This is a genomic window from Kribbella sp. NPDC020701, assembly GCF_055562215.1.
The window spans coordinates 157,605-182,011 of sequence record NZ_JBVHFT010000010.1 but is presented as its reverse complement, the minus strand read 5'-3'; the positions used below and the strand labels follow the sequence as shown (position 1 = coordinate 182,011).

Below are 24,407 nucleotides of genomic sequence, written 5' to 3'. Positions count from 1 at the left end.
GCCTGCCGCCGGCGGTTGCGGGCTGCCGCCCGCGGTCGACCGCCTCGTGGTCACGTCCACTCGTGATTGGTGAGCGGCACTGTGGTTGGGGCGGCAGTCTCGAGTTCTTGCTTGAATGCGCTAGCTGCACGGAGCCGCAGCGACGCCTACACCGAAACGGCCGCCTCATTGACTGCGGTCAGCGCGATCTGGCGGACTCGAGCCAAAATCTCCTGCGGTGACTGGCGCAGGTTGATCGGGGCCGCGACGACGTCGACTCCCGCGTTCTTGATGCTACGCCGGATGTCCTTTCCTCCGCCGGCATAGATGAGCCAGGCGACGGGGACTTGGAGGGCCGTGCAGTAGGCGAGCATCTGGTAGTGGTCGGCGTTGGCATTCGTCCCCGTGCTCGAGGCGAGTTTGTACTTGGCGTCGAAGACGACGTCAGGGTTGCCGGCCTCGTCCCGATGTACGACGTCCACCTGCATGGACACGTCGCCATGGGAGTCACCGCCGCCTCTGGTCCAGTCTCCGTCGCCAGTCAGATAGGCGGCCAGCTGACTCTCCAGGTATCCGGGGTAGCCGGCCGAGGCCTCCTTGAGGGCGACCGTGACGAAGTCTTCGAAGACCTCCCACATGACGACGACGAAGGCCGACATCTCGACACCTGCTGCCGACACTCGCGTAGAACTGTGGCGCAGCAGGATCTCTGCCAGGCCCAGGGCGGACTGATATCGATCGTTGAGTCGCGAGGGCTGCCAGGCCGGCGCGGGCGTACCTGGCAACAGCCGGGTCACCCCCGCGAACCTCGCCGCGAGGTGGAGCAGCCGTCGTCGGGTCTCCGGCTGCAGGCGAGGTACGCCGAGCATCAGGTAAATCGCGGCCAGCAGGATCTGGTTCTCAGCGATGTCGGGGCTGAACTCGTCATACCGCACCTCGATCGGTAAGAAGTACCCGGGCCGACGACGAAGCTGGTCCGCGAAGGCGATGCGTCCGCGAACCGTCAGCAGAGCCTCCTGCTCGGTGCGGTAGCCCTGCAGCAGCCCCGTCATCAACGCTTGCTCGACTGACGCGATGAGCGACTCGGCCATCGCCGGCCACAGATCGCCGTACGTCTCGGCCGTTACTGTCTCCGGCCGGAAGCCCGGGTTCTTGGCGTAGCCGAGCAGGAAGATCAGATGCGCCACTCCCAGTTTCTGTTTCGGAGTCACCTCGATCTGGAGGTCATCGAAGCGCACGGCTCCGACCCGGCCGTTCGGCAACAGCTGGTAGGTCCCGACGTCCACGCGCCGGACGTCGACGAGCTCTGATCGCTCGAGCAGGACCGCCTGGTTGGGGTCCAGCTGGACCTCGATGCCGTCCGCACTGAGCTCGTCGAGCGATTCGTACCTGAAACTCATCAGGCGTCCGCGTCGCCCGGGGGACCGTCTGCCCTGGAGCGTTGCGCGATCCGTCTCCGCAGCGCTGCGAGCCCGAACTCCTGGTCGATCACCTGTGGGGACTTGCTGCCGTAGAAGTGCTCGTGCAGCAGCGGCAGGATGTCGTAGCGCCAGACCAGCTCCAGTGCTCCGGGCGCATCCAGCCCGTCCCGCATCAGGTACGACGGACCGATGTGCAGGTCATGGCCGGGTTGCCCCATCGCCAGATTGAGCTCCGCGAGAAGCTCGACCCGGTCGTCGGTCAACTGCTGACGCTCCGCGAACGCGGCGAGAACCCCACTCACCGGCTCCCGGCGCGGGTGCATCTCGTAGAACGGGAACCGGCGCCGGATGGCTGCGTCGACGAGGGCGATCGAGCGGTCCGCGGTATTCATGGTGCCGATGATGAACATATTGTCGGGAAGGCTGAACGGCTTGTCGGGCCGGTATTGGAGGCGCACGGTCTCCTCTCGGTACTCCAGCAGGAAGTAGAGCTCGCCGAAGACCTTGGGCAGGTTCGCGCGGTTGAGCTCGTCGATGATGAGCACGTAGGCCTTGTCCCGGTTCTCCGCCTTGGCTGCCTCGGCCGCCATCAGCTTGAGCGGACCGTCCTGCAGGGCGAAGGGCTGGTTCCCATCCCCCTCGACAGGTCGGAACCCCTCGAAGAAGTCCTCGTAGGCATAGGAAGGATGAAACTGCACGAGCCGGACCCTGCTGGGATCCTGAGCCCCCGCAAGCCGTTCGGCGAGTTTCTTGGCGACGTACGTCTTGCCGGTACCGGGCGGTCCGTAGACGATCAGCTGCCGGCGCCGGTTGAGTAGCTCGACCAGCTCCTGGAGTGGCGCGACCGGCATGTACAACTCGTCGGCCAGGTCCTGGGGCACGGGCGGAAGCAGCACCCGCTCGACTGCTTGCGGCCGGCGTGGCTCGGGCGTGAGTGTTTCGTCCTCCAGGAGCGAGCTCAGGAGATCGCTCACCGCGGTGAGATCAACGACGTGGCCCTCTTGCTCCAGGGCGGCGCTGAGTTTGGCTGGGAGCGTCTCCAGCGGTTTCCGCGACGCAGACCAGATGACTGGGCGGGTCAGCGGCGACGACGGTTCGTCGTTCGGCGAAGGCTCGTCAACCGTGCCGATCATCAGTTGCTCGTCCGTGAGGGCGACCACGAGGTCCTGCGGCCGCACGCCTTCGAGGAACGAATGAAGGGCCACGGCGAGCTCTTCCCGCTGGGACGGTGCGAGGTGCGCGTAACCATCGCTCACGAGGCGTGCGACAGCCCTGGCAGTCATGTCAGGGGTCAGCGCGAGCCCGGCTTCGTCCCGGAGATCGACACAACCCTTCTCGAGCCACCTGGTGACATCGTTCGGTGTGTCTGTGCGGATGAGCCATGCCCGCGACCTGGCCGATGAACCGGGCCGCCACCTGTTGATGTAGGGCGGGTCGTACCAGGAGTAGAAGTTCTTGTTCTTCCGTTCGTGCAGTGTTCGGAGGGCGACCAGGTCGCGGGTGACCTCGTCGTCGTGGTTGCCGCTCGGCTTGCCGAGATCGGCGATCAAGCCGTTACGGATCCGTCGACGGTGGTCTGCGCTGACGATCGACGGGAAGAGGCCGGGCCACGCGAGGTACTCGACGGCGTACCGGATGGATGGTGAGTCTTCCGGTACGCCGGTCGTCACCTCGCGGAACGCGAACGGGTCCCGCAGCGCCTCGTCGACGACCTCCGGGGGTTGCTCAAGCCAGTGGAGCACGAACCGGCAGAGCCACTGCAGGTGTTCGGGCGCCTTGATGTGGTAACCCTGCCCGCCGGCGAATGCGTGGCCGTCGTCCAGTGCGGTCACCTGTGACTCGGGCAATCCGGGTGCGGCTGACATCGAGGCGAGGACGACGCCGATGCGGTCGATTTTGGTCGAGGCCCTCATATCGTGCAGCGGCGCGTCCCTGATGTAGAGGAACTCGGCAGCGAGGCACAGCACCTCGTCCGTTGCGCCCTCGAGTTGCTGGACCAGCCGTTCGAAGAAGCGCAGACCACCCTCGCCCCTCGTCAAGCGGTCGGCCAGCTCCTGCGCGGCATCGACGGACCAGCTCCGGACTCCGCTGACGAGCGCCGAGGTCTCGCCCCGCAGGCCGGCGGACAACACATCCCAGGCCGCACTCTCCATGATGGGGCTGACCCCGGAACCGCGATCGACGCGAACCTCGCCAGCGCTGCCTTCACGCCAGTGCTGCAGTTCGGCACTTTTCATCGGCGGCCAGGTGCCCGGTGGCGCCCACTTCAGGACCAACCAACCGAGGCCTTGGGCATCCAGTCGATCCCGGAGCCGAGGACGCTCGTCGCCCCACCTGTCGAGCAAGTCGTTGCACAGCGACAGCAGCGCCGAATAGCGCTCTCCAGGTGACGTTCCGGGAGTCCCGCCAACCCGCGCTGCCCAGCCTGTTCCAAGAGCTGGTCGGTATGGCGGGAACGAAGTCGGGTCGACCCCGAGCAGCATGCACGACGCGAAGACCGTTCGGTCGCCCGGGCTGACGTACGCGCCCCAGCTGCCGAGTTTCTCCCCGAAGGCGTCGATGACATCGACCACGCCGGACGTGTGCAGCTGCCCGAAGGCTGCCCGGACCTCATCGGGGTGGTCCTGGATGCGGTTGCGCAGCCATGTCTGGGCGAACTGGTCAACGAAATTTCCTGCCGCTGCCGCCTGCCTGAGCCGCTCCGCCCAGTCGGCGCTGCCGGCCGCGCACGCGGCGCCCGCCGCGGCCCACTTTTCCGCCGCTTTCAGTTTGTAATCGCGCTCTTCTGTGTCTAGGTCGACGTCCGAGACCAGCTCGCGGGCCCACCGGAGAAACGGCTCCCAACCGACGCCTAGTGCCGCATCTTCACGCTTGGACGCGTGGTAGCGACGAGTGACCTCGAGCCACAGTTCGTCGGGCGACAGTTCGTCGAGCGCCTCCGCCCCGCTCTCTGCCAAGCAATAGGCCTGGTTCTCGTCCCGCGTCAGCCATCCACCGAAGGTGGACCAGGACATCGCGGCGTTCGCAGCAGTGCGCCAGCGCACCTGGCCACTTGCGTTGGTGCTCAATTCTCGCGCGGTGAAGTCAACGAGCTCGGCGACCCGGGACAAGACCTCCGAACTGCGCATTGGATGTGCACCCGATGCCAGGACTTTGTAGACGGTTTGCGTCAGCAGCCCGCGGCGTGGTCCGTCGGTCGAATCAGATCCATCTGCGTCGCCGTCGCTCATGTCCACGACCATAACGGTGATCGCGCGCTTCCTCATCCATCGCCGAGTACAGCGCGGTAAATGGCTGAGCTGTCCCGGGTGTGCTGGGCGTTCTTCAGTTGGAGGATTTGTAGGCGCTGCTCGGCGGTTGCGTCTCGCACCCTGAAGGCATCTTCGACGTGCGGACGGTTCACTACGTGGAGCCAGAAGGTCAGGTCGATCTTCCAGGTGTCGGTGTGCAGTACCGCGTAGAACCGCTCGTCCGTCGTCGCGGCTGTCGGCCTGCGATCACCCCGCTCGTCGCGGAGGTCGATGCTGCGGAGCTCCACTCGGCGGGTCAGGGTTGTCAGGCCATAGAGGATGGTTCCCGCATCCGCGTCGGGGGCGTCGAACATGACGTCCAGGTCGCGGTCCACCATCACTCCCGACAGGGCGCTTCCGATGAGGGTGGGCGGCCAAGGAAAGGCTGTTTTCAGGTCAAGGCGAGCGAACAACTCGCGCGCTTCGGCGTGTAGTTCCCTGGCGCGGTCGAGGAGGGACATGGTCTGACGGTAGGGCTCAAGTCAATGGGATCACCAAGGGTTTTCCGGGGAGTACTACGGTTTCGTCGATTGGAAGGGTGACGCCGTCGATGTGGAATGCTTTCAGGTTGAGGTGGCCTGCGTGGCACTCGACAGCAAACCCCCCTGACGTGCTGATGGCTGTGCCCCAGCCGGTGCCGGCTACGAAGGGACGTGCCAGCCGGTGCTGTGGCGGGCGATCTCTAGTGGGGCGAAGGTCAGCGTTGCGGTGAGGGCGTCATGGGAGAAGCCGGTGAGGGGTTCGAGGACGGACCAGCCGGCGGCGTTGCGGATGTAGTGGTCGCCGCACTCGATCGGGTTGAACGGGTTGCGGCGCGTTCCGTCGTAGCGGTTCCAGAGGCCTTGGAGGATGGAGACGCCTTCGTCGACTAGGCCTTCGGCTAGGCAGTGCGTGGCTACCTGGTACTCCGAGCCGGTCCAGACCTCGTCGCAGTACCCGGTCGGGATGTCCGGGCGGCCGCCGTGCGGCCAGGTGCACATGAGCAGCCCGGTGTCGTCCGCGTCGGCGAAGACGCGGTAGGGGTGCTCGAAATCGTGGAAGCCGGTGCGCAGGTTGTGCCGGACGACGTTGCGCAGTGCGGTCTTCACATGGTCGGCCGGGAGCAGGTAGCCCAGGTCCAGTTGGTGCGCCCACCACTGCCCGATCAGCTGGTCAGCCAGGCAGCCGTCACCCCACTGGAAGTCACGCGTGTCCTCGCGCGACAGGACCTGGCGGTAGTACTCGCCGGTGAACAGGAGTTCGTGGTACGCCGTGCTGCCTGTCTCGAAGAGTGTGCGGTACTCCTTAGCGTCCTCACCGATGAGGAGAGCCATCTCCTCCTCGGAGCGCAGTGCGGCCAGCCAGAGCGTGCCCATGAACGAGTTGACGCCGCACAGGTGGTCGGTCATGCGCGGAGTCCGGTCGAGGCGATGGAGGCAAGGAACGAGCGCTGGAAGATCAAGAACAGCACGAGGATCGGCAGCACCACCAAGGTGATGGCGGCGAACAGCACCACCGCCGGGCCGAGGCCCGGCCGCCGAAACCGTGTCAAGGGTCGGGAGTCTGAAACTCAGGGGGAAACCTTCAGTGCCGGGCGCGTGCCGGCCCGCCCCGTCAGCCCGGGGAAAATCCGCCTCGGCCAGGTCGGCTGTCACGGGTTCACCCATGACATTTGTCAGGGCGCCGATCGCTGGCTCCCGGCGGTGCCTCGGACGGACGATTCTGGCACCCAACCACGCCGGTCTCCGCCCCCCGACGAACGGTCCAGGGGTGGAGGCCTGCCCAGCTCGAGGAGTTCTGTTGAGGCAACGGATTCTCGTGTCCGCCCTGGGCGTCGGTGCACTAGCCGTCGCGGGACTGACCGCACAAGGGGCCGTCGCGGCCCCCATCCCCTACACCGCCGGGAAGCATGCCGCCAAGGTCTGCTCGGCCCCGAAGGCCGCGCACACCGCGGCCTGCAACGCGATCAAACTGGTGAACGACAAGGGCGTCGCACCGGCCTCCACCACGCCGCCGTCGACCGGGCTCACCCCAGCGGGCCTGCGCGACGCCTACAAGCTGAACGGTCTCAGCGCCGGCGGCCGCACGGTCGCGATCGTCGACGCGTACGGCTACCCGAACCTGGAGCGCGACCTCGGCGTCTACCGCTCCCAGTTCGGCCTGTCCGCGTGTACGACGGCCAACGGCTGCCTGCGGATCATCGACCAGAACGGCGGCACGTCGCTGCCGCGGTTCAACGCCGGCTGGGCCGGTGAGCAGGCGCTCGACGTCGACGCGGTCTCGGCCGCGGCGCCGGACGCGAAGATCGTGGTCGTCCAGGCCAAGTCGGCGAGCTTCGCCGACCTCGGCACCGCGGTGGTGACCGCGTCCAAGCAGGCCGGGGTCGTTGCCATCTCCAACAGCTACGGCGGCGGCGACGCGTCCGACGCGACGTACGGCACGTACTACAACCACCCGGGCATCGCCGTCACCGCGTCGACCGGTGACAACGGCTACCAGGGCGGCAGCTACCCGGCGTCCTCGTCGTACACGACGGCCGTCGGCGGTACGTCGCTTGTTGCCGCCAGCAACTCACGGGGCTGGAGCGAGACCGTGTGGAGCGGTGCCGGTTCGGGCTGCTCGACGTACAACACTGCACTGAGCGCCGCTTCGTCGTTCGACACCGGTTGCTCGAAGCGCGCGATGGCGGACGTCTCCGCGGCCAGCGACCCGGGCAAGGGCGGGATGGCGATCTACTACCCGACCAGCAAGACGGCGTCGACCTGGGCGCAGTTCGGTGGCACCAGTGAGGCGGCCCCGATCATCGCCGCGGTCTACGCGCTGTCCGGCAACACGAGCGGCTACGCGAACGCGCTTCCCTACGCGCACCCGGGTTCGCTGTTCGACGTGACCAGCGGGAGCAACGGCTCCTGCCCGACGACCCAGTGGTGCAACGCCCGCACCGGCTGGGACGGCCCGACCGGCCTCGGCACCCCGAACGGCGCCGGCGCCTTCTGAGCGAACGGGCGGACCCCTACCGCGATTGGGGTCCGCCCGTTCATCGACGCGACACTCACTGCGATTGCCTGATGGCCGGGTGCAACCATTCTCCGGTTGCTCCTAGTACTCTTCCGGGCACGAAGGACAACCCTCGTCTCCACGCCATTCCGGTGATTTTCCTTCCCAGGAACCTCTGGCAGGCCTAAGGTCAGCCCCCGGGACGGGTCGTGGAGGGCGACCCGCGAACACGAACTCCATGGAGATTTGCAGTGACAACATCACGCAGAGGGCGGGGGCTCCTAGTAGTCACCACCGCTGTCTCCGCCGCGACCGCGCTGGCCTTGACGGCCGCCGGTGGCGCCACCGCGGCACAGACCGCCGGTCCGGGTGACGCGAAGGGCAAGGCGGCCCAGTCCGAGACCGTTTCGGGCAAGGAGCGCAAGGCCAACTACGACGCCCGGACGCCGAACGCCAAGACCACCAACGCCCGCGCCGCCAAGGTGGCCGGCAAGGAAACCGCCGCCTCGGAGAAGTTCCGGAACTCGCTCGGCACCCAGGGTGTCGTCGAGCTCGACCCGAACACCGGCACCCCGGCCCAGGTGACCAAGCTGAACGGCTTCCTGACCGGCAAGAGCGCGAAGAAGGCGCAGGACATCGCGCTGGCGTACGTGAAGGCGCACCCCGAGGTCTTCAAGCTCTCCGACGCCGACCTGGCCACGCTGAAGCTGCGCAAGGACTACGTCGACGACCTCGGCACCCACCACGTGTTCTGGAGCCAGGTTGTCGACGGTGTCGAGGTCTTCGGCAACGGCCTGAAGGCCAACGTCACCAAGAGCGGCCAGCTGATCTCGATCATGGGTTCGCCGGTCGCGGGTCTGACCTCGCAGGCCCAGGCGAAGTCGGCCGAGGCAGCGCCGAAGGTGACGGCCGCGGGGGCCCGCACCGCCGCCGCCGAGGACATCGGCGGTACGGCGAAGTCCGCGACCGCCAAGTCCGCCGGTGTCACCACCACCTGGAGCAACGGCGACACCGCCAGGCAGGTGTGGTTCCACACCGCCGACGGGCTGCGCAAGGGCTGGCTGACCTACGTCAATGCCGGCGGCATGAAGATCTACAACCACGTCATCGACGCCCAGACCGGCAGCCTGCTCTACCGCAAGGACCTGGTCAGCGAGGGCAACGGCGATGCACTGGTGCAGGACAACTACCCGGGTGCGGCCAAGGGCGGCACACAGCGGGTCGAGAACCTGATCTACAACAAGTGGCTGCCGAAGAACGCCAAGACCCTGCTGGACGGTACGTCGGTGGCCGCCTGGGCGGACGTGAACGACGACAACCAGCCGAACACCGGTGAGACGGTCAAGGTGCCCGGCACCAAGACCGGCGCCGAGTACAAGCTGGTGCCGTTCCAGAACAACTCCTCCGCGCTCTGCTCGGCGACGTTCGTCTGCACCTGGGACCCGGCCAAGCCGGACTCCTGGAAGACGAACATGAACCAGGACGTCACCAACGCGTTCTACCTGGCCAGCAACTTCCACGACTGGCTGGCCAAGCCGCCGATCAGCTTCACCCCGGCGGCTGGTTCCTTCGACGCCGCGGGCGGCGACCCGGTGCTCCTGAACGCGCTGGACGGCGCGGCCACGGGTGCCGACGGCGGCCCGGACGCCAACCACATCGACAACGCCAACATGTCGACCCCGCCGGACGGTACCCCGCCGACCATGCAGATGTACCTGTGGCACTTCCCGGGTACGACGGACGCGCAGGACCCGTTCGTCCCGGCCAGCGGCGCCAACGACGCGAGCGTCCTGTACCACGAGTACACCCACGGTCTGTCCAACCGCCTGGTCGTCGACGCGACCGGCAACTCGACGCTGAACAGCATCCAGGCCGGCTCGATGGGCGAGGCGTGGAGCGACTTCTACGCCATGGACTACCTGGTGTCGCACGGCCTGGAGAAGGACACCACCGCTCCGGGTGAGGTCCTCGAGGGCAAGTACGTCGCCGCCGGCCAGCTGTTCCGCACCCAGGCGATCGACTGCCGGGTGAAGGCGGTCAGCCCGAACTGCGTCCAGCCCGACGGCTCGAAGGGCGGCTACACGTACGGCGACTTCCCGACCATCGGCGGCACGCCTGAGGTGCACTCCTCCGGTGAGGTCTGGGCGCAGACCCTGTGGGACCTGCGTGAGCGCTTCGGTCGCCCGTACGCGATGAGCATCATCACTCGCGCGATGGAGCTGGCACCGGCCGACCCGACCATGCTCGACATGCGCAACGCGGTTGTGCAGGCCGACCTGGTCGCCAGCGGCGGCAAGAACGCCGACATCATCTGGACCGTCTTCGCCAACCGCGGCATGGGCTGGTATGCCGGTGTCGTCGACGGCGGCGACGCCTTCCCGGCCGAGGACTTCCACAAGCCGCCGACGGGGGCGACCACGACCCTGACCGGCACCGTGAAGGACAAGGACACCGGGGCTCCGGTCGTCGGCGCCCTGGTCTACATCGGCGGTCACTCCTCCGGCTACGCGGGTGACTACGCCTCCTCGACCGACGCGAACGGCAACTACGCCATCACCGGTGTTGCTCCGGGCACGTACCCGAAGGTCGTCGTGGCCGCTCCGGGCTACGAGCTCATCGTCCAGCCCGTCAAGGTCAACTCCGGCGCCAAGGCGGACTTCGTTCCCCGCCGTAACTGGGCCGCGGCCTCGGGCGGCGGTACGGTCACCGACTTCAACGGGCCGGACTTCAGCTCCTTCGGCTGTGGCCCGGGTGGTGCGATCGACAACGCCCAGGGCACCGGCTGGGGCAGCACCACCGGTGACGACAACGGCACCCCGACCGGCACGGTCGTCCCGAAGCACGTCGACATCAAGCTGCCGGCGGCTGTGAACATCAGCGGCTTCAACGTCGACCCGACCGCCACCTGTGGTGACGCGGGCAGCGCCTCGACCGGTCAGTACCGGATCGAGACGTCGGTCGACGGCACCACCTGGGCGACCGCCCAGGAGGGCACCTTCACGACCGCCAACCGGGGCAAGTACAACCTGCTCACCCCGAGCGGCAACGCGACCGGGGTCCAGTACGTGCGGGTCTGGCTGCTGAGCCCGCAGGTGCCGGACTTCTCCACGAACTGCCCCGCCGGCAACTTCAGCGGGTGCAGCTTCACCGACATGACCGAGATCCAGGTCTTCGGCACCAAGTAACGCCGTACCACTCCGCGAAGGCCGGTCGAGCATCCGCTCGGCCGGCCTTCCTGGCATTCCCGCCCCCATTTCAGGGGCCAACCTCCGAGCTGGCGGCTCAGCGGCCGGCGCGGGCTTCGTGGAGGATTTTGGCCACAGGCGGCGAGACTGGGGAGGGTTTTACCCTAAATACGGCACATTTACCTCCCCAGTCCACGCCCATCCCACCGGACATCTCCCGGCCGCCAAACAACCCGCACCCAGGCGGATCCGCCAGCCACTCGGACCACACAATCAAGTCAGCTCGCACCCAGACGTCGAGCCGAAGAGCCCGAATTGGGTGGCGGCTCAGTGGTCGTTGGACGGTTTGGCGGGCGGTACGGTTTGGGCCCACTCGGCCCAGTCGGCGAGGGCGGAGTAGAGGCGGATGCCGGCTTCGATGGTGACGCGCATCGACTGGGTCTGCGGGCTGTAGCCGAACTCGCCACGGTCCTTGCGGGCGGCGTACGCGCGGTATTGCTCGGCGAGTTGGGTGTAGTACCGCGCCTCGGCCTCGAGATGGCGTTGCAGGTCGTCGGTGTCCATCAGCCAGAAGAACAGCGACCGCAGCAGCGGCTGCAGACGCATGGTGTGGTCGACGTCGACCGCGGTCAGCCAGCGCTTCACCTCGGCCACGCCGGCGTCGGTGATCCGGTACGCCTTCCGCCGCCGCGGGCCTTCACTCTCGACCTCGACCAGGCCGTCGGCCGCGAGTTTGCCGAGCTCGGCGTAGATCTTCGGGTGCTGGGCCGGCCAGATCGACCCCAGCACCTCGGTGAACCGGCGGGCCAGGTCGTACCCGCTGGCCGGTCCCTCGGCGAGCAGCCCGAGCAGCCCGTGCCGCAACGACATGGCGCCTCCTTCGATCGTCGTCGTACTCCGGAAAGCATCTTGACATGTCCCTCGGGACATCTGCATGATCGCTTATGTCCCTAGGGACATGTCCTATAGAACATTTCAGCCTGAGGGAGTCGATATGGCGGACAGTCGTGCGGTACTCATCACCGGCTCGACCGGCGGCATCGGGGTGGCGACGGTCGACCTGCTCCGGCGCCGCGGTTTCACCGTGTACGCCGGGGCGCGCGGGCGGGCCGACCTCGGGGCGGGGGTGCGCGTGGTGCCGCTGGACGTTGCGGATCCGGAGAGTGTCGCGGCCGCGGCCAAGCAGGTCGCGGGGGAGGTCGGCGGGCTGCGGGCGGTGATCAACAACGCGGGCGTGATCGTTCAGGGTCCACTCGAGCTGGTGCCGGCCGACGAGTGGCGGCGACAACTCGAGGTGAACACCCTCGGCCCAGCGTCCGTCGTCCGGGAGTTCCTTCCCCTGGTCCGGGCAGGCGCCGGCCGGATCATCAACGTGAGTGCGGCGACCGGGCGGATCGCGTTTCCGCTGCTCGGTGCGCTGTCGGCCAGCAAAGCGGGCCTCGAAGCTCTCTCGAACGCGCTCCGCCTGGAGCTCGCTCCCTGGCACATCCCGGTCGTGGTGGTCGAGCCGGGTTCCACCGAGACGGCGATCTTCACGAAGGCGGGCGAAGCAGAGGCTGCGGCGCACGGGCAGATCGGGGCCGATCGGCTGGCGCTCTACCGTGGGCATCTCGCGGCCTACGAGAAGGCGACCGCGCGGTTCAAGCCCGGCCCGGTGGACAAGGTTGCCGAGGTCATCGTTCGGGCCGTCGAGGTGTCGCGGCCGAAGCGCCGTTACACCGTTGGCGATGCGCGCACCCTGGGTGCGGTCCTCACCAAGCTCCCGGCCGGTCTCCGTGACCGCGTCCTGAGCAGCACGCTGGGCCTGAGCGGTATCAAGCCGTGAAGACGATCGTGCTGATCGGCGCCACGTCGGGGCTCGGACGGCGGGCGGCCGAGCAGTTGGCGGCGGACGGTCATCGGTTGCTCCTGGTCGGCCGTGATCCGGATCGCGCCGCGGACCTGGCCAAGCGGTTGCCGCAGGCAACTGTCATCGCGGCAGATGTGTCCGTGCGCGCCGGGGTCCAGCAGGTGGCCGCGGAGATCATGGCCGGCGCCGACCGGATCGACGTACTCGTGAACAACGCGGGCGTGATGACGCCGACCCGTCAGCTGACTGCCGAGGGGGTCGAGCTCAATCTCGCCGTACATCACCTCGCGCCCTGGTCGGCCGTGGCGCTGCTGTCGCCGCTGATACCGCCCGGCGGCCGGATCGTCAACGTGAACTCGGAGGGGCATCGGTCGCCGATGCGCGGCGGTGTGGTGCGGATCGACCCGGCTCGCCTGGAGGACGGTCCGGAGGAGTTCGATCCGTTCCTCACCTACAGCCGGAGCAAGCTGGCCAATCTGCTCTTCACCTATGAGCTGCAGCGCCGGCGGCCAGAACTGAGCGTGGTCGCCGTACACCCCGGCATGGTGCGGACGGATCTCGGGCGGCAGTTCCCACGGCTTCAGGTCGCGGCGGTCCAGGCGTTCGCGTTGCCGGCCCGCCGCGGCGCCGAGCCGGTTGTGCGACTCGCGGTCGGACCAGAAGTGCCCGCTGGCTACTACGACCGCTTCACGCCGGTCCGGTCGTCGGCTGTGTCGTACGACGGGGAGCTCGCGCGGCGCGTGTGGACGGCGACCGAGCAGCTGCGGCCGCATCTCGCCGCGAAGTGACGCTCGCATCGTGGACAACGCGAAGTAAGTCTAGTGAAATAGTCTAGTTTCGCGGGTGTGGATGCCGGTGCTCAGCAGTCGTCGTCCCGCCCTGACGCGATGAGCTGTCCAATATCTTCAGTCGCGATGAGCTGTCCAACATCGTCAGTTGGAGGGCGGGGCGGCGACCGAGCCGCGCTCGATCAGGGTCGGGGTGATGGTGGTCCGGCGGACCCGGCGGTTCGTGTCGACGGCCGAGGTGACGCGGGCGACGACGTCGGCGACCAGCTCGTCGAGCGGCCAGTGGAAGGTCGACAGCGGCGGCGTGAGCAGCTGGGACAGCGGCTGGTCGTCGTACCCGAGCAGGGAGATGTCGTCCGGGACTCTCAGGCCGAGCTCGCGGCCGGCGGCGTACACCCCGAAGGCCATCGAGTCGGCGAGCGCGAGGATGCCGGTCGGGCGTGGCGTGCTGGTGAGCAGCGTACGGGCGACGTCGGTCGCGCCGGCCAGGTCGTGCGGGCACTGCAGGATGCGGATCTTCAGCTTGAGGTCGACGCCGACGCGCTGGGCGATCTCCTCGGCCGGCCGCTCGACCTCGAACCGGCGGGCCGGGCTGAGTACGGCGATCTGCCGGTGGCCGGCGTCCGCGAGCCGGCGCAGAGCCGTGCTGACACCACTCTCGTTGTCGAGCACGACCTCGGACTTGGCCTTCGCACCCGGCAGTGCGTCGCCGATCGCGATCACCCGCGCCTGCCGGGTGATCTCGGCCCAGCCCTTCGCGGCCGGGTTGATCGGGATCACCACGATCGCGTCGGCGCGGTGGTCGACCAGGTGCTGGGCGAGCTCGAGTTGCCGGTCGGCGTCGCCGGCCGAGTCGATGATCCACGCGTTCCGGTCCGGCGCGAGCAGCTCCCGGCCGAGCGCGGCCGCGAGGCGCTGCTGCCAGAGATCCTCGAGGGACGCGCACAGCACGCCGATCGATCCGCTCCGCCCCGAGGCGAGAGCGCGGGCGACCGGGTCGGCCTGGTAGCCGAGGCGCTCGGCAGCGTCCTGGACGCGCTGCATGGTCTCCGGAGTCCCGTGCAGACCGCGGAGCGCGTAGGACACAGCAGCCATCGAGAGCCCGGTCTCGGCGGCGATGTCCTTGAGGGTCGGCCTCCGGTTGCTTCCGGACATGCCCATGACCATAGGCCACCCCTCGGACAAAAACTTGACAACGGGATCTTTGAAGCGCTTCACTCTAATCATCCTGAAGCGCTTCAATCTGATCAAACCGCCGGGAGGAGGGGCCGATGATCGACGTCCACCAGCACCTGTGGCCGGCCGAGTTCGTCGACCGGCTCCGGGCTCGCTCCGAGCCGCCGTACCTGGACGGATGGACGCTGCACACCGCGACCGAAGCGCCGTACGACGTGGATCCGGCGGCGCACGCGGTCGACAAGCGAGTCGCTCTGGAGCAGGACACCGGTACGACGCTCGCCGTGGCATCGCTGTCGAGTCCGCTCGGCATCGAGCATCTCGGGGATGCCGCGCTGCTCGATGCCTGGCACGCCGGGGCCGCGGAGTTCCCGGCGCCGTTCAGGGCCTGGGCGGCCGTCGAGCTACTCGATCCTGACGTCGAGGGTCTGGAATCCCTTCTGGACAAGGGTTTTCTCGGGCTGCAGTTGCCCGCGCATGTGCTCGGCACCCCGACCGGGTGGGCCGCGCTGGGTGAAGTGCTTGCCGCGGTCGAGCGGCTGAACAAGCCGATCCTCGTCCACCCGGGTGTGGCCCAGCCGGTCGACGAGGCGCTGTGCTGGTGGGCGCCGGTGGTCGACTACACGAGCCAGCTGCAGGCCGCTTGGTGGTCGTGGCACGCGTTCGGTGGGCGACGTTCGTACCCGAAGTTGCGGCTGTGCTTCGCGGCTGCGGCAGGGTTGGCCCCGGTGCACCACGAACGGCTGGCCGCGCGCGGCGGCCGGCTCGGCACCATCGACCCCAACTTGTACGTCGACACCTCGAGCTACGGCCCGCAGGGGATCGACGCGGTGGCCCGCGTTCTCGGCATCGACCAGGTCGTGCACGGCACCGACCGGCCGTACGCCGGAGTCACCGAGCTCCGCCAGGGCGACGCCGCGACCGCGGTGATCCGCCACGACAATCCGCACCGGCTGCTGTTCGGCGCCGGTACACCTACTCCTGAGAGGGGAGTGCAGTGACTGCTCAGCCCATCACCGACGTACCCGTCGTGCCGGCGCGCCAGGCCAGCCGGCTCGTGGAGCTCAACGACTGTTTGTCGCTGGACAACCTTCCGGGCCGCGACCTCGACCCCGCGGAGCTGTCCGAGCTGGCCGCGTCGATCGCCGCGCAGCCGCAGCTGTGGGAGGACAAGGTCGCCTACAGCGACGAGGAGCGGGTGTTCGCCTCGCTGCACCGCGACGCCAACGTCGACGTCTGGCTGATCTGCTGGACGCCGGTCAACGACACCGGCTGGCACGACCACGACGTCTCCTCCGGTGCGGTCGCGGTGGCCAAGGGCAAGCTCGTTGAGCACAACCTGGCCATCGGCACCGAGTCGATCGAAACCGAGGTCGAGTGCGGCGACGTCTACGGCTTCGGCCCCGACCACATCCACCGCCTCACCGGCCTCGACAAGGGCAGCATCACCGTCCACGCCTACAGCCCGCCGCTGTGGCGCATGGGCCAGTACTCCGTCAAGGACGGCGTGCTCCGCCGGGTCTCGGTCTCGTACGCCGACGAACTCCGCCCGCTCGACTGAGAAGATCTGCCCCGGGTTGCCCCGGGATCTGGCCTGCCGGGGGTGGCGGTTCGTGTCCAGGATTGCTGGTCATGACGACGCATGTGGAGCTCGAGAAGCACTACACCGAGCGGTATGACGAAGCGAGCCGGCTGGGCTCGACGATCAAGGGACGACTGGAGCTGGCGCGGGTCCAGGACCTGCTCAGCCGGTATCTGCCGCCGCCACCCGCGGCGGTGGCGGATATCGGCGGCGGGCCCGGCGTGCACGCGAGCTGGCTGCGGCACCGTGGGTACGACGTTCAGCTGATCGACCCGGTCGAGCGGCACATCGCGCAGGCGACCGAGATCGGGATCAGCGCCGTCCAGGGTGATGCGCGAGAGCTGCCCTGGGAGGACGAGGAGTTCGACGCGGCCTTCGTCGCCGGTCCGATGTACCACCTGCGAGAGGCGGCCGATCGACGGCTGGCGCTGCGCGAGGCGATCCGGGTGACCAAGCTCGGCGGCTTCGTCGCGGTGGTCGCGATCAACCGGGCGGCCAACCTGATCGGCTCGACCCTGGCCAACACGCTCATCGAGCGGGAGCGCGTGGTGAGCGAGATCCTTCGCGACGGGTTCAGTCCGGACAACGATCGGATGGCGCAGACGACGTACCACACGGTCGCTCAACTGCGGTCCGAGCTGATGAACGCCGGTCTGCGCGGGGTGACGATTCACGGGCTGACCGGTCCGGGCGGCTGGCTGACGGTGATGATCGACGCGCACTACCGGGGACGGCTGTTGCCGGACAGTCTGCTGGAGCCGGATCCGCTGCGGACCGCACTGGAGTGCGCGCGGCTTGCGGACAGGTATCCGGACCTGGTGCAGGCCAGCTCGCTGCTGTTCGGTGTCGGGCAGCGTGCCTGACGGCTAAGGTCTTGTGTGGATGTCGTATGACCTGAGGAGCGGATCTTATGAGTTCGGGAGCTTCTGGTGGCGGGCGGAGCCGGCGGCGGCTGGCGACCGAGATCAAGGACTCGCTGCGGGAGTTGAGTAACCAGCTCGCGCTGCTCAATCGGCAGGTCGGCGCGCGCCTCGAGCTCAAGGACGTCGATCTGGATTGTCTTGAGCTGATCGGGCGGTACGGACCGATGAGCCCGAGTGCGGTGGCTCGGCGGGCGGGACTGCATCCGGCGACGCTGACCGGCGTACTCGATCGGTTGCAGCGCGGCGGCTGGATCGTGCGTGAACGGGATCCGGAGGGCGCCGACCGCCGGGCTGTGACGGTCCGCGTCCTCCGAGATCGCAATGCCGAGGTGTACCAGCTCTACTCCGGGATGAACGGCACCTTGGACGGCATCCTCACCGACTATTCCGTCGCCGAGCTCGAGATCCTCGTCGACTTCCTCCAACGCACCACTACCGCGGGCAACTCCGCCACCGCGGCCCTCGCCGAGGCCTAGCACCCAACAAGTACGCGGATGTTGATCGGCTTGATCGCGTATCGTATGGTTTTCATATGATACGAAATCGAGTCACTATCTTCGCTGCGACCGGCGGTATCGGCCGGCACCTGTTCGAGCAGGCGCTGGCCGCGGGGCAGGAGGTCACCGCCGTGGTCCGGACGCCGGCGAACCTGCCGAGCCATGACGGGAACGTGCACATCGTCGCTGCCGACCTGGCCGACCCGGATCGGGATGTCCTTGCGGCGGCGGTGGACGGGGCTGACGCCGTACTCTCCGGCCTTGGCCCGCGGAACCCGAAGACCGACGCGGGCGTCACCTCACGCGGTACGCGCGCCATCGTCGAAGCGATGCAGTCCGTCGGGACCCGCCGCCTGATCGTGGTCAGCGCTGCCCCGATCGGCACGGTGCCCTCGCCGGGTCGCCCGCATCCGCCGAAGCACGATCCGGGTGACGGGTTCTTCATGCGGCATCTCGGCGTACGGTTCGCGCAGTCGATGTTCCGCGCGCACTACGAGGACCTCGCGCTGATGGAGGACGTGGTCCGCGACAGCGGCCTGGACTGGACGATCTCCCGCCCGCCGAAGCTGACCGACAAACCCCTCACCGGCGTCTATCGCACGGCGTACGGCCAGAACATCCGCGGCGGCTTCAGCGTCTCGCGCGCCGATGTCGCCCACCACATGCTGAGCATGATCGACCAGCCCGAAAGCATCAAACAAGTCGTCGGTATCGCCAACTGAGCGATTCTCTGACTAAAGTCAGAGAATGGGTGTCGCCGAGGTCAGGAGATTCCACCGGGTCGTCACGCAGCGGGTCGGGGCGCTGAACGACGCGTACCTCTCGCGTGATCGGCCGCTCGGGCAGGCGCGGGTGCTGTGGGAGATCGGTCCGGACAGCTGTGACGTCAGGTCGCTGCGGGCTCGGCTCGAGCTCGACTCCGGGTATCTCAGCCGGTTGCTGCGATCGCTGGAAGGAGCCGGACTGGTCCGGGTCGAGGCCGGCGATGGTGATGGCCGGGTGCGGATCGCGCGGTTGACTGCCAGGGGAATCGCCGAGCGTGACCTGCTCGACGAACGATCCGACGAACTCGCGGCTTCGATCCTGGAGCCCCTGAGTGAGCGGCAGCAGGCTCGCTTGGTCGCGGCGATGGATGAGGTGTCGCGGTTGCTGGTCGCGTCGATGGTGCGGGTCGAGGTGGTGGATCCGCGGCGGGCGGATGCGCAGTACTGCGTGGAGTCGTACTTCACCGAGCTCGGGAGGAGGTTCGACGCCGGATTCGATCCCGCCAAGAGCATCTCGGCGGATCAGGACGAGCTCACGTTGCCGGCCGGGTTGTTGCTGGTGGCAACGCTGCACACGGAACCGGTCGGCTGTGGTGGGTTGAAGCTGCACGGCGACGAACCGGCCGAGATCAAACGGATGTGGGTGTCGCCGGAGGCGCGAGGCCTCGGGCTGGGGCGGCGGTTACTGGTCGAGCTCGAGCGGAAGGCGATCGCCTACGGTGCCCCCGTAGTGCGGCTGGAGACCAACCGCAATCTCACCGAGGCGATCGCCCTTTACCGCGCGGCGGGCTATCGGGAGGTGCCGGCGTTCAACACCGAGCCCTACGCCCACCACTGGTTCGAGAAGTCCCTGCGATAGGTCAGGGCTTGCGCAGTACGCCGAGCAAGCCGTGGGTCTCGTCGTCCGGTCCGGCCGAGAACAGCAGCGCGTCGGTGCCGCCCGTGGTCGCCGTACCTTGCAGGAGTGCCCACAGGCCGTCGATCACCAGGGTCTTGCCGTGTGTGTTCCGGACCAGGCCGTCGGACTTGTACCCGCCGTGCGACTTCGGCACGAAGGTGGTGATCCGGCCGTCGCCGAAGTTGCCGACCAGGAGGGTCCCGGCGGGCTCACCCCAGGCGGCAGGAGCCAGCGCCAGACCCCATGGAGCGTTCAGCGTGCCCCGCGAGGCGACCCGGGTGACCAGTCTTCCGTCCACGGTGTACTCGTCGACGAAGCCGAGTCCGCGGCCGGCCTTCTCCTCACCGGTCTTCGGGTCGACCTTGGCGTAGGCGACGAAGATCCGGCCGTTGAGGGTCTGCACGTTGAACGGCGAGTACCCCTTCGGCAGGTGGAAGTCCCGGAATGCCCACCGTGGCTTGTTCACCAGGGTGAACGTGGTGTCGAACACGTCGATCCGGCCCTGCGCGAAGTTGGCCGCGAACAGCCGGTCAGCGGTCGGGGAGATCGCCAGACCGGTATAGACGGCGCCTGGCGTGGTCGCCTTGATCTGAGCGGCACCGATCGCCGGGGTGACCGGCGGACCCCAGGCGGCGATCTGGCCGGTCAGGGTCGCGAAGATGAACCGGGCCGGCGCGCTCACTGTCCCGTTGGTGAGGACGAACCCGGTGCCGGGGTTGTTGACCTGCCCGGTCGGCAACGGGACGGTCACCCGGACCGTAGGCACCTTGGTCGCGGTGGTCGAGCCTGGCGCGGACGAGTACAGCGTGGAGGTCGACGTACCGTTGTTGGACGACCACACCGGGGTGGCCGCGCCGAGGGAGAGGCCCCACGGGTTGACCAGGTCGGCGTCCTGCAGAGCGGCCTTGCCGGCCTGGTCCGAGACCAGGTTGACCTGCTGTACGGCGAGTGGCGTGTGGTGGGACTGGTGTGCGCTGGCGGTTGCCGGGGCGATCAGCGCAAGACCGCTGACAAATGCGGCCGCAGTAGCGAGTGGACGGCCCTTCGAGCGAAGCGACATGTCACTTTCCTGTCGGTCGGGATGCGGAACACCATCGATACGGCCAGGTGGGCTAGGCGGTTCAACCGCGGCAAGGTAGACATGAGCGAGTACCTCGGGGCGGGGAAGCACTTGGGTGAGTAGGAGGGGGAATACATGTCAGGACTTGCGATCGAGCCGCTGAACCCGGCGATCCTGCCGGCGGCGGCCGGGAACTACACGCACGGCGTCCAGGTCGACGGAGCCCGGCGGATGGTGTTCGTCAGTGGCCAGGTGCCGTGGGGCAACGAGCACGGCCGGGTGCCGGAGACCTTCGAGGCACAGTGCCGGATGGTCTGGCGGAACGTGCTCTCGGTGCTGTCCGAGGGCGGGATGGGGATCCGGAACCTGGTGAAGGTGACGACGTACCTGTCCGACCGGCAGTACCGCGCGCTGAACTCGAAGATCCGCGAGGAGGTCCTCGGCGCGCACGCACCGGCTCTCACGGTCATCATCTGCGACATCTACGCCGAGGACTGGCTCCTCGAGATCGACGCCGTGGCCATGGCCTGAGCGGTCCACTCGGTCCGGAAGTGGCTATGGAAAGCGTGCGTACGCCGCTCTAGCGTCGAGCGTATGAGGATTCGGGTTGTCGACGCCTTCGCTGATCGTCCGTTCGCCGGAAACCCGGCCGGAGTGTGTCTGCTCCCGGCCGGAGCCTGGCCGGACGAGTCCTGGATGCAGGCGGTCGCGGCCGAGCTGAAGCACGCCGAGACCGCCTTCGCGCGGCCGTCGGAACGGGCCGACGCGGACTGGGACCTGCGCTGGTTCACGCCGGTGAAGGAAGTGGTTCTGTGCGGGCACGCGACGCTCGCGACCGCACACGCGCTGGCGGCGGACGGGAAGGTGGCCGGCAAGGTCGCGTTCGCAACCCTGAGCGGCATCCTGATCGCGGAGGCGGCGGGGGACTGGATCACGCTCGACTTCCCGGTCAACCGGCCGATCGAGACGCCGGTCCCGGACGGGCTGGCCGCGGCGCTGGGTATTGAGCCGGAGGCCGTCTGCATCACCGGTGAGTTGCGCGACCTGATGGTCGTGGTGCCGGACGAGCCGACGGTCCTCGGCGTCACTCCGGACCTGCGGGCGATCGCCGAGATCACCGACCGGGAGAAGATCCGTGGTGTCACGGTGACCGCCGCGAGTGCGCAGTACGACTTCGTGTCGAGGTTCTTCGCGCCTGGGAGCGGAATCCCGGAGGATCCGGTGACCGGGAGTGCGCACACCGCGCTGGCGCCGTACTGGGCCGGGCGCCTCGGGCGGGACGAGCTGGTCGGCTACCAGGCGTCCCCCCGAGGCGGTGTCGTCCGGGTCGTGTCAGCCGGAGACCGGGTCTACATGAGAGGACAAGCGCTCACCGTGCTCGACGGTGAACTGCTCGTCTAGGCCCAGGTCTCGGCGTGGGTGGCCACGCCGTTCGGGGCGATCAGCTCGGTGACCACGTCCTCGGCGTCCGCGTCCAGGGGCTCGAACGGGTGCTCCGGTACGACGTACGCGCGGGCGCCGGCCACCATCTCGATCCCGGGGAGCTCGAACCACGCTTCCCCGACCTCACGGCTGATCTCGTAGATGGCCTGCTCGGCGGAGTTCACCGGCTCGGCCTCGACGCTCTCGTCGAGCTCGGCCGGGTGCCGTTCCTGCGCGGCCCGGCCGGCCTCGAGCAGCGCGTCCAGGTCGACCACGCGCAGGTCGAACCGCGACACCACGCTGATCACCTGGTTCTGCTCGATGTCTTCCTCGTCCTCGTCGTCGACCGCGTCGTCCAGCAGCAGCGGCGACGTGCCGGTGTGCTCGAAGACGGCGTCGTTCCAGTCCTCGACGAGCTCCTCGAGGGCGGCGTTCTGCTCGTAGAGCGCGGACTGCTCCTCCTCGCCGGTCATCGCGAGCAGGGCGTCGGTGTGGGCCTGGAGACGCTCGGCGAGCTTGCGGCTCGCCTCGACGAGCGCGTCCCGGGTCTCCGCGGAGAAGAACTGCTCTGCGGGGGCGGTGGTGTCCAGTTCAGTCACGTGCTTGTTCTTCCCTTGTCCGTTGGTGGGAATGCCAGGCGTAAGTATGTGAGAAGCGTGTGAGAGCTCTGTCAGCGGGTGTGAGAGGGCTGTCAGAACACTCCTGAGCGGGCAGCTAGCGGTGTGCAGTGAACTCATGAGCACTTTTGCCACGAGGTGGAGCCGTCATGGCTGACGTCATCTATCTCGCCGTCACTGTCGTCGTGTTCGCGGCCATCTGGTACGCGCTGCGTGGAGTGGAGAAGTTGTGAGCGCCGAGAACATCGCCGGCCTGGTGGTCGCCGTGGCCCTGGTCCTCTATCTGGTCGCCGCCCTGATCTTTCCCGAGAGGTTCTGATGTCCGACACCGGAGCCGGCCTGTTGCAGGTCGGCCTACTCATCGTGCTCCTGGCCGCCGCATACCGGCCGTTCGGTGGGTACATGGCCAGGGTCTACTCGAGCGAGAAGCACTCTCGGGTCGAGCGTGGTGCCTACAAGCTGTTCGGGGTAGACGCGAAGGCCGAGCAGACCTGGGCGGTCTACGCCCGGTCGGTGGTCGCGTTCTCCGCCGTGAGCGTGATCCTGCTCTACCTGATCCAGCGGCTGCAGCACGCCCTGCCGCTGTCCAACGGTCTGCCCGGAGTCGAGTCGGGACTGGCGTTCAACACCGCCGCATCCTTCGTCTCGAACACCAACTGGCAGTCCTACGTCCCCGAGGTCACGATGGGCCACCTGGTCCAGTTCGCCGGCCTCGCCGTCCAGAACTTCCTGTCCGCGGCCGTCGGCATCGTGGTCGCGATCGCGGTCATCCGCGGTTTCGCCCGGAACAAGACCGACCGGCTGGGTAACTTCTGGGTCGACCTGACCCGGACCGTGATCCGGGTCCTGCTGCCGATCGCGATCCTGGGCGGCCTGCTGCTCGTCGCGATGGGTGTCGTCCAGAACTTCTCCGGCGGCCACGAGGTCACCTCGGTGGTCGGCCAGACGCAGACCCTCCCCGGTGGTCCGGTGGCGAGCCAGGAAGTGATCAAGGAGCTCGGCACCAACGGTGGTGGCTACTACAACACGAACTCCGCGCACCCGTTCGAGAACCCGAACCCGCTGTCCGACCTGTTCGAGATCTTCCTGCTGCTGTTGATCCCGGTCTGCCTGACCCGGACCTTCGGCGTGATGGTGAAGGACAAGCGGCAGGGCTACGCGATCCTCGGCGTGATGACTACGATCTGGGCCTCCTTCGTCGCCCTCGCGACGATCTTCGAGGTCCAGGGCGCGGGCACCGCGACCCGGGCCGCCGGCGCCGCGATGGAGGGCAAGGAGACCCGCTTCGGTGAGTGGGCGTCGTCGCTGTTCGCCGTCTCCACCACGGGTACGTCGACCGGCGCGGTCAACTCGATGCACGACTCGTTCACCCCACTCGGTGGAGGCGTGCCCCTGTTCCACATGATGCTGGGAGAAGTGACGCCTGGCGGTACGGGAACCGGTCTGTACGGCATCCTCGTGCTCGCCGTCCTGACGGTCTTCGTGGCCGGGCTGATGGTCGGCCGGACCCCGGAGTACCTGAAGAAGAAGATCACCGGCCGCGAGATGAAGCTGGTCTCGCTCTACATCCTGGCCACCCCGACCCTCGTACTGGTCGGTGCCTCGATCGCGATGGGCCTGGCGACGGCGCGGGCTTCGATTCTCAACACAGACAGCCCACACGGCTTCTCCGAAGTGCTGTACGCCTTCACCTCGGCCGGTAACAACAACGGCAGCGCGTTCGCCGGTATCAGCGCGAACATCCCCTTCTACAACACGGCCCTCGGGCTCGTCATGCTGCTCGGCCGGTTCGTGCCGATCGTGATCGTGCTGGCCCTGGCCGGCTCGTTCGCCCAGCAGCAGCCGGTCCCGGTGACCCAGGGCACGCTGCCCACTCACAAGGCGCTGTTCGTGGCGATGCTGGTCGGAGTAGTCCTGATCGTCACCGGCCTGACCTATTTCCCTGCTCTCACCCTCGGACCCCTCGCGGAGGGACTGTGA

23 protein-coding genes are annotated in these 24,407 nt (G+C 67.9%); 14 read left to right on the top strand and 9 right to left on the bottom strand.

Translation table 11 applies throughout. From position 1 onward, the window contains the following. Window positions 1-146: 146 nt before the first annotated feature. The 5 genes from ACZ3HV_RS24460 to ACZ3HV_RS24440 all read right to left on the bottom strand — a co-directional run bounded on the left by ACZ3HV_RS24460 (window position 147) and on the right by ACZ3HV_RS24440 (window position 6,221). Entirely contained in the window at window positions 147-1,379 is a 1,233-nt protein-coding gene (locus ACZ3HV_RS24460; RefSeq protein ID WP_465687286.1) for an McrC family protein, read from the bottom strand. Next, window positions 1,379-4,528 carry an McrB family protein gene (locus tag ACZ3HV_RS24455; RefSeq protein WP_465687285.1) on the bottom strand — a complete coding sequence of 1,050 codons (3,150 nt, stop codon included), beginning with the start codon at window positions 4,526-4,528 and terminating at the stop codon, window positions 1,379-1,381. The genes ACZ3HV_RS24460 and ACZ3HV_RS24455 overlap by 1 nt, the downstream gene beginning before the upstream one ends. 134 nt (window positions 4,529-4,662) lie before the next feature. Next, window positions 4,663-5,151, bottom strand: a complete 489-nt coding sequence (locus tag ACZ3HV_RS24450; protein WP_465687284.1) for a hypothetical protein — start codon at window positions 5,149-5,151, stop codon at window positions 4,663-4,665. Window positions 5,152-5,331: 180 nt separating this feature from the next. Continuing rightward, window positions 5,332-6,078, bottom strand: a complete 747-nt coding sequence (locus tag ACZ3HV_RS24445) for a GH116 family glycosyl hydrolase (protein ID WP_465687283.1) — start codon at window positions 6,076-6,078, stop codon at window positions 5,332-5,334. Next, window positions 6,075-6,221: a hypothetical protein gene (locus ACZ3HV_RS24440; RefSeq protein ID WP_465687282.1), complete on the bottom strand. Its 147-nt coding sequence runs from the start codon at window positions 6,219-6,221 to the stop codon at window positions 6,075-6,077. The genes ACZ3HV_RS24445 and ACZ3HV_RS24440 overlap by 4 nt, the downstream gene beginning before the upstream one ends. A 248-nt stretch (window positions 6,222-6,469) precedes the next feature. On the opposite strand from ACZ3HV_RS24440, the gene ACZ3HV_RS24435 reads away from it, so the two are divergent. Beyond that, window positions 6,470-7,666, top strand: coding sequence for a S53 family peptidase (locus ACZ3HV_RS24435; RefSeq protein ID WP_465687281.1), 1,197 nt, complete (start codon window positions 6,470-6,472; stop codon window positions 7,664-7,666). Window positions 7,667-7,917: 251 nt separating this feature from the next. Next, window positions 7,918-10,851 (top strand): M36 family metallopeptidase, encoded by a 2,934-nt coding sequence (locus ACZ3HV_RS24430; protein ID WP_465687280.1) that lies wholly within the window; start codon window positions 7,918-7,920, stop codon window positions 10,849-10,851. 327 nt (window positions 10,852-11,178) lie between these two features. Here the strand turns inward: ACZ3HV_RS24430 and ACZ3HV_RS24425 are convergent, their stop codons facing one another. After that, on the bottom strand, window positions 11,179-11,721 hold the full coding sequence (locus tag ACZ3HV_RS24425; RefSeq protein ID WP_465687279.1) for a PadR family transcriptional regulator: 543 nt from the start codon (window positions 11,719-11,721) through the stop codon (window positions 11,179-11,181). Between the two features lie 124 nt (window positions 11,722-11,845). On the opposite strand from ACZ3HV_RS24425, the gene ACZ3HV_RS24420 reads away from it, so the two are divergent. Further along, window positions 11,846-12,676 carry an SDR family NAD(P)-dependent oxidoreductase gene (locus ACZ3HV_RS24420; RefSeq protein ID WP_465687278.1) on the top strand — a complete coding sequence of 277 codons (831 nt, stop codon included), beginning with the start codon at window positions 11,846-11,848 and terminating at the stop codon, window positions 12,674-12,676. Then, a complete protein-coding gene (locus tag ACZ3HV_RS24415; protein WP_465687277.1) occupies window positions 12,673-13,488 on the top strand; it encodes an SDR family NAD(P)-dependent oxidoreductase in 816 nt (271 codons plus the stop codon). Before ACZ3HV_RS24420 ends, ACZ3HV_RS24415 begins: the two co-directional genes overlap by 4 nt. A 144-nt stretch (window positions 13,489-13,632) precedes the next feature. Here ACZ3HV_RS24415 and ACZ3HV_RS24410 read toward each other — a convergent pair whose 3' ends face one another. Next, the gene (locus ACZ3HV_RS24410) at window positions 13,633-14,643 is read right to left on the bottom strand and encodes a LacI family DNA-binding transcriptional regulator (RefSeq protein WP_465687276.1); all 1,011 of its coding nucleotides are present in this window, start codon (window positions 14,641-14,643) and stop codon (window positions 13,633-13,635) included. Window positions 14,644-14,759: 116 nt separating this feature from the next. Here ACZ3HV_RS24410 and ACZ3HV_RS24405 point away from each other — a divergent pair, with 116 nt between their 5' ends. The 6 genes from ACZ3HV_RS24405 (at window position 14,760) to ACZ3HV_RS24380 (ending at window position 19,289) form a co-directional block, all read left to right on the top strand. After that, the gene (locus tag ACZ3HV_RS24405) at window positions 14,760-15,665 is read left to right on the top strand and encodes an amidohydrolase family protein (protein ID WP_465687275.1); all 906 of its coding nucleotides are present in this window, start codon (window positions 14,760-14,762) and stop codon (window positions 15,663-15,665) included. Continuing rightward, window positions 15,662-16,225 carry a cysteine dioxygenase gene (locus ACZ3HV_RS24400; protein WP_465687274.1) on the top strand — a complete coding sequence of 188 codons (564 nt, stop codon included), beginning with the start codon at window positions 15,662-15,664 and terminating at the stop codon, window positions 16,223-16,225. Before ACZ3HV_RS24405 ends, ACZ3HV_RS24400 begins: the two co-directional genes overlap by 4 nt. Before the next feature lie 71 nt (window positions 16,226-16,296). Continuing rightward, window positions 16,297-17,109, top strand: a complete 813-nt coding sequence (locus tag ACZ3HV_RS24395) for a class I SAM-dependent methyltransferase (protein ID WP_465687273.1) — start codon at window positions 16,297-16,299, stop codon at window positions 17,107-17,109. 47 nt (window positions 17,110-17,156) lie between these two features. Continuing rightward, window positions 17,157-17,645 carry a MarR family winged helix-turn-helix transcriptional regulator gene (locus ACZ3HV_RS24390; RefSeq protein ID WP_465687272.1) on the top strand — a complete coding sequence of 163 codons (489 nt, stop codon included), beginning with the start codon at window positions 17,157-17,159 and terminating at the stop codon, window positions 17,643-17,645. A 56-nt stretch (window positions 17,646-17,701) separates the two neighbouring features. Continuing rightward, window positions 17,702-18,388 (top strand): NAD(P)-dependent oxidoreductase, encoded by a 687-nt coding sequence (locus ACZ3HV_RS24385; protein WP_465687271.1) that lies wholly within the window; start codon window positions 17,702-17,704, stop codon window positions 18,386-18,388. A 25-nt stretch (window positions 18,389-18,413) separates the two neighbouring features. Further along, window positions 18,414-19,289 (top strand): GNAT family N-acetyltransferase, encoded by an 876-nt coding sequence (locus ACZ3HV_RS24380; protein WP_465687270.1) that lies wholly within the window; start codon window positions 18,414-18,416, stop codon window positions 19,287-19,289. A gap of 1 nt (window position 19,290) precedes the next feature. Here the strand turns inward: ACZ3HV_RS24380 and ACZ3HV_RS24375 are convergent, their stop codons facing one another. Then, window positions 19,291-20,388, bottom strand: a complete 1,098-nt coding sequence (locus ACZ3HV_RS24375; RefSeq protein ID WP_465687269.1) for a TIGR03118 family protein — start codon at window positions 20,386-20,388, stop codon at window positions 19,291-19,293. A 135-nt stretch (window positions 20,389-20,523) separates the two neighbouring features. On the opposite strand from ACZ3HV_RS24375, the gene ACZ3HV_RS24370 reads away from it, so the two are divergent. After that, window positions 20,524-20,919 carry a RidA family protein gene (locus ACZ3HV_RS24370; protein ID WP_465687268.1) on the top strand — a complete coding sequence of 132 codons (396 nt, stop codon included), beginning with the start codon at window positions 20,524-20,526 and terminating at the stop codon, window positions 20,917-20,919. Between the two features lie 63 nt (window positions 20,920-20,982). Next, entirely contained in the window at window positions 20,983-21,789 is an 807-nt protein-coding gene (locus ACZ3HV_RS24365) for a PhzF family phenazine biosynthesis protein (protein WP_465687267.1), read from the top strand. Here ACZ3HV_RS24365 and ACZ3HV_RS24360 read toward each other — a convergent pair. Then, window positions 21,786-22,409: a hypothetical protein gene (locus ACZ3HV_RS24360; protein ID WP_465687266.1), complete on the bottom strand. Its 624-nt coding sequence runs from the start codon at window positions 22,407-22,409 to the stop codon at window positions 21,786-21,788. The genes ACZ3HV_RS24365 and ACZ3HV_RS24360 overlap by 4 nt on opposite strands. Before the next feature lie 247 nt (window positions 22,410-22,656). Here ACZ3HV_RS24360 and kdpF point away from each other — a divergent pair, with 247 nt between their 5' ends. Then, window positions 22,657-22,746 (top strand): K(+)-transporting ATPase subunit F, encoded by a 90-nt coding sequence (kdpF, locus tag ACZ3HV_RS24355; protein WP_131363646.1) that lies wholly within the window; start codon window positions 22,657-22,659, stop codon window positions 22,744-22,746. Continuing rightward, window positions 22,746-24,407, top strand: a complete 1,662-nt coding sequence (kdpA, locus tag ACZ3HV_RS24350; RefSeq protein ID WP_465687265.1) for a potassium-transporting ATPase subunit KdpA — start codon at window positions 22,746-22,748, stop codon at window positions 24,405-24,407. Before kdpF ends, kdpA begins: the two co-directional genes overlap by 1 nt.

Coding starts and splice junctions, on each gene's coding strand:
- ACZ3HV_RS24425 (WP_465687279.1), bottom strand. CDS start 11,721: ATGTCGTTGCGGCACGGGCTGCTCGGGCTGCTCGCCGAGGGACCGGCC.
- ACZ3HV_RS24420 (WP_465687278.1), top strand. CDS start 11,846: ATGGCGGACAGTCGTGCGGTACTCATCACCGGCTCGACCGGCGGCATC.
- ACZ3HV_RS24385 (WP_465687271.1), top strand. CDS start 17,702: ATGATACGAAATCGAGTCACTATCTTCGCTGCGACCGGCGGTATCGGC.
- ACZ3HV_RS24390 (WP_465687272.1), top strand. CDS start 17,157: ATGAGTTCGGGAGCTTCTGGTGGCGGGCGGAGCCGGCGGCGGCTGGCG.
- ACZ3HV_RS24460 (WP_465687286.1), bottom strand. CDS start 1,379: ATGAGTTTCAGGTACGAATCGCTCGACGAGCTCAGTGCGGACGGCATC.
- ACZ3HV_RS24405 (WP_465687275.1), top strand. CDS start 14,760: ATGATCGACGTCCACCAGCACCTGTGGCCGGCCGAGTTCGTCGACCGG.
- ACZ3HV_RS24450 (WP_465687284.1), bottom strand. CDS start 5,151: ATGTCCCTCCTCGACCGCGCCAGGGAACTACACGCCGAAGCGCGCGAG.
- ACZ3HV_RS24445 (WP_465687283.1), bottom strand. CDS start 6,078: ATGACCGACCACCTGTGCGGCGTCAACTCGTTCATGGGCACGCTCTGG.
- ACZ3HV_RS24365 (WP_465687267.1), top strand. CDS start 20,983: ATGAGGATTCGGGTTGTCGACGCCTTCGCTGATCGTCCGTTCGCCGGA.
- ACZ3HV_RS24395 (WP_465687273.1), top strand. CDS start 16,297: ATGACGACGCATGTGGAGCTCGAGAAGCACTACACCGAGCGGTATGAC.
- ACZ3HV_RS24410 (WP_465687276.1), bottom strand. CDS start 14,643: ATGTCCGGAAGCAACCGGAGGCCGACCCTCAAGGACATCGCCGCCGAG.
- ACZ3HV_RS24370 (WP_465687268.1), top strand. CDS start 20,524: ATGTCAGGACTTGCGATCGAGCCGCTGAACCCGGCGATCCTGCCGGCG.
- kdpA (WP_465687265.1), top strand. CDS start 22,746: ATGTCCGACACCGGAGCCGGCCTGTTGCAGGTCGGCCTACTCATCGTG.
- ACZ3HV_RS24380 (WP_465687270.1), top strand. CDS start 18,414: ATGGGTGTCGCCGAGGTCAGGAGATTCCACCGGGTCGTCACGCAGCGG.
- ACZ3HV_RS24375 (WP_465687269.1), bottom strand. CDS start 20,388: ATGTCGCTTCGCTCGAAGGGCCGTCCACTCGCTACTGCGGCCGCATTT.
- ACZ3HV_RS24455 (WP_465687285.1), bottom strand. CDS start 4,528: ATGCGCAGTTCGGAGGTCTTGTCCCGGGTCGCCGAGCTCGTTGACTTC.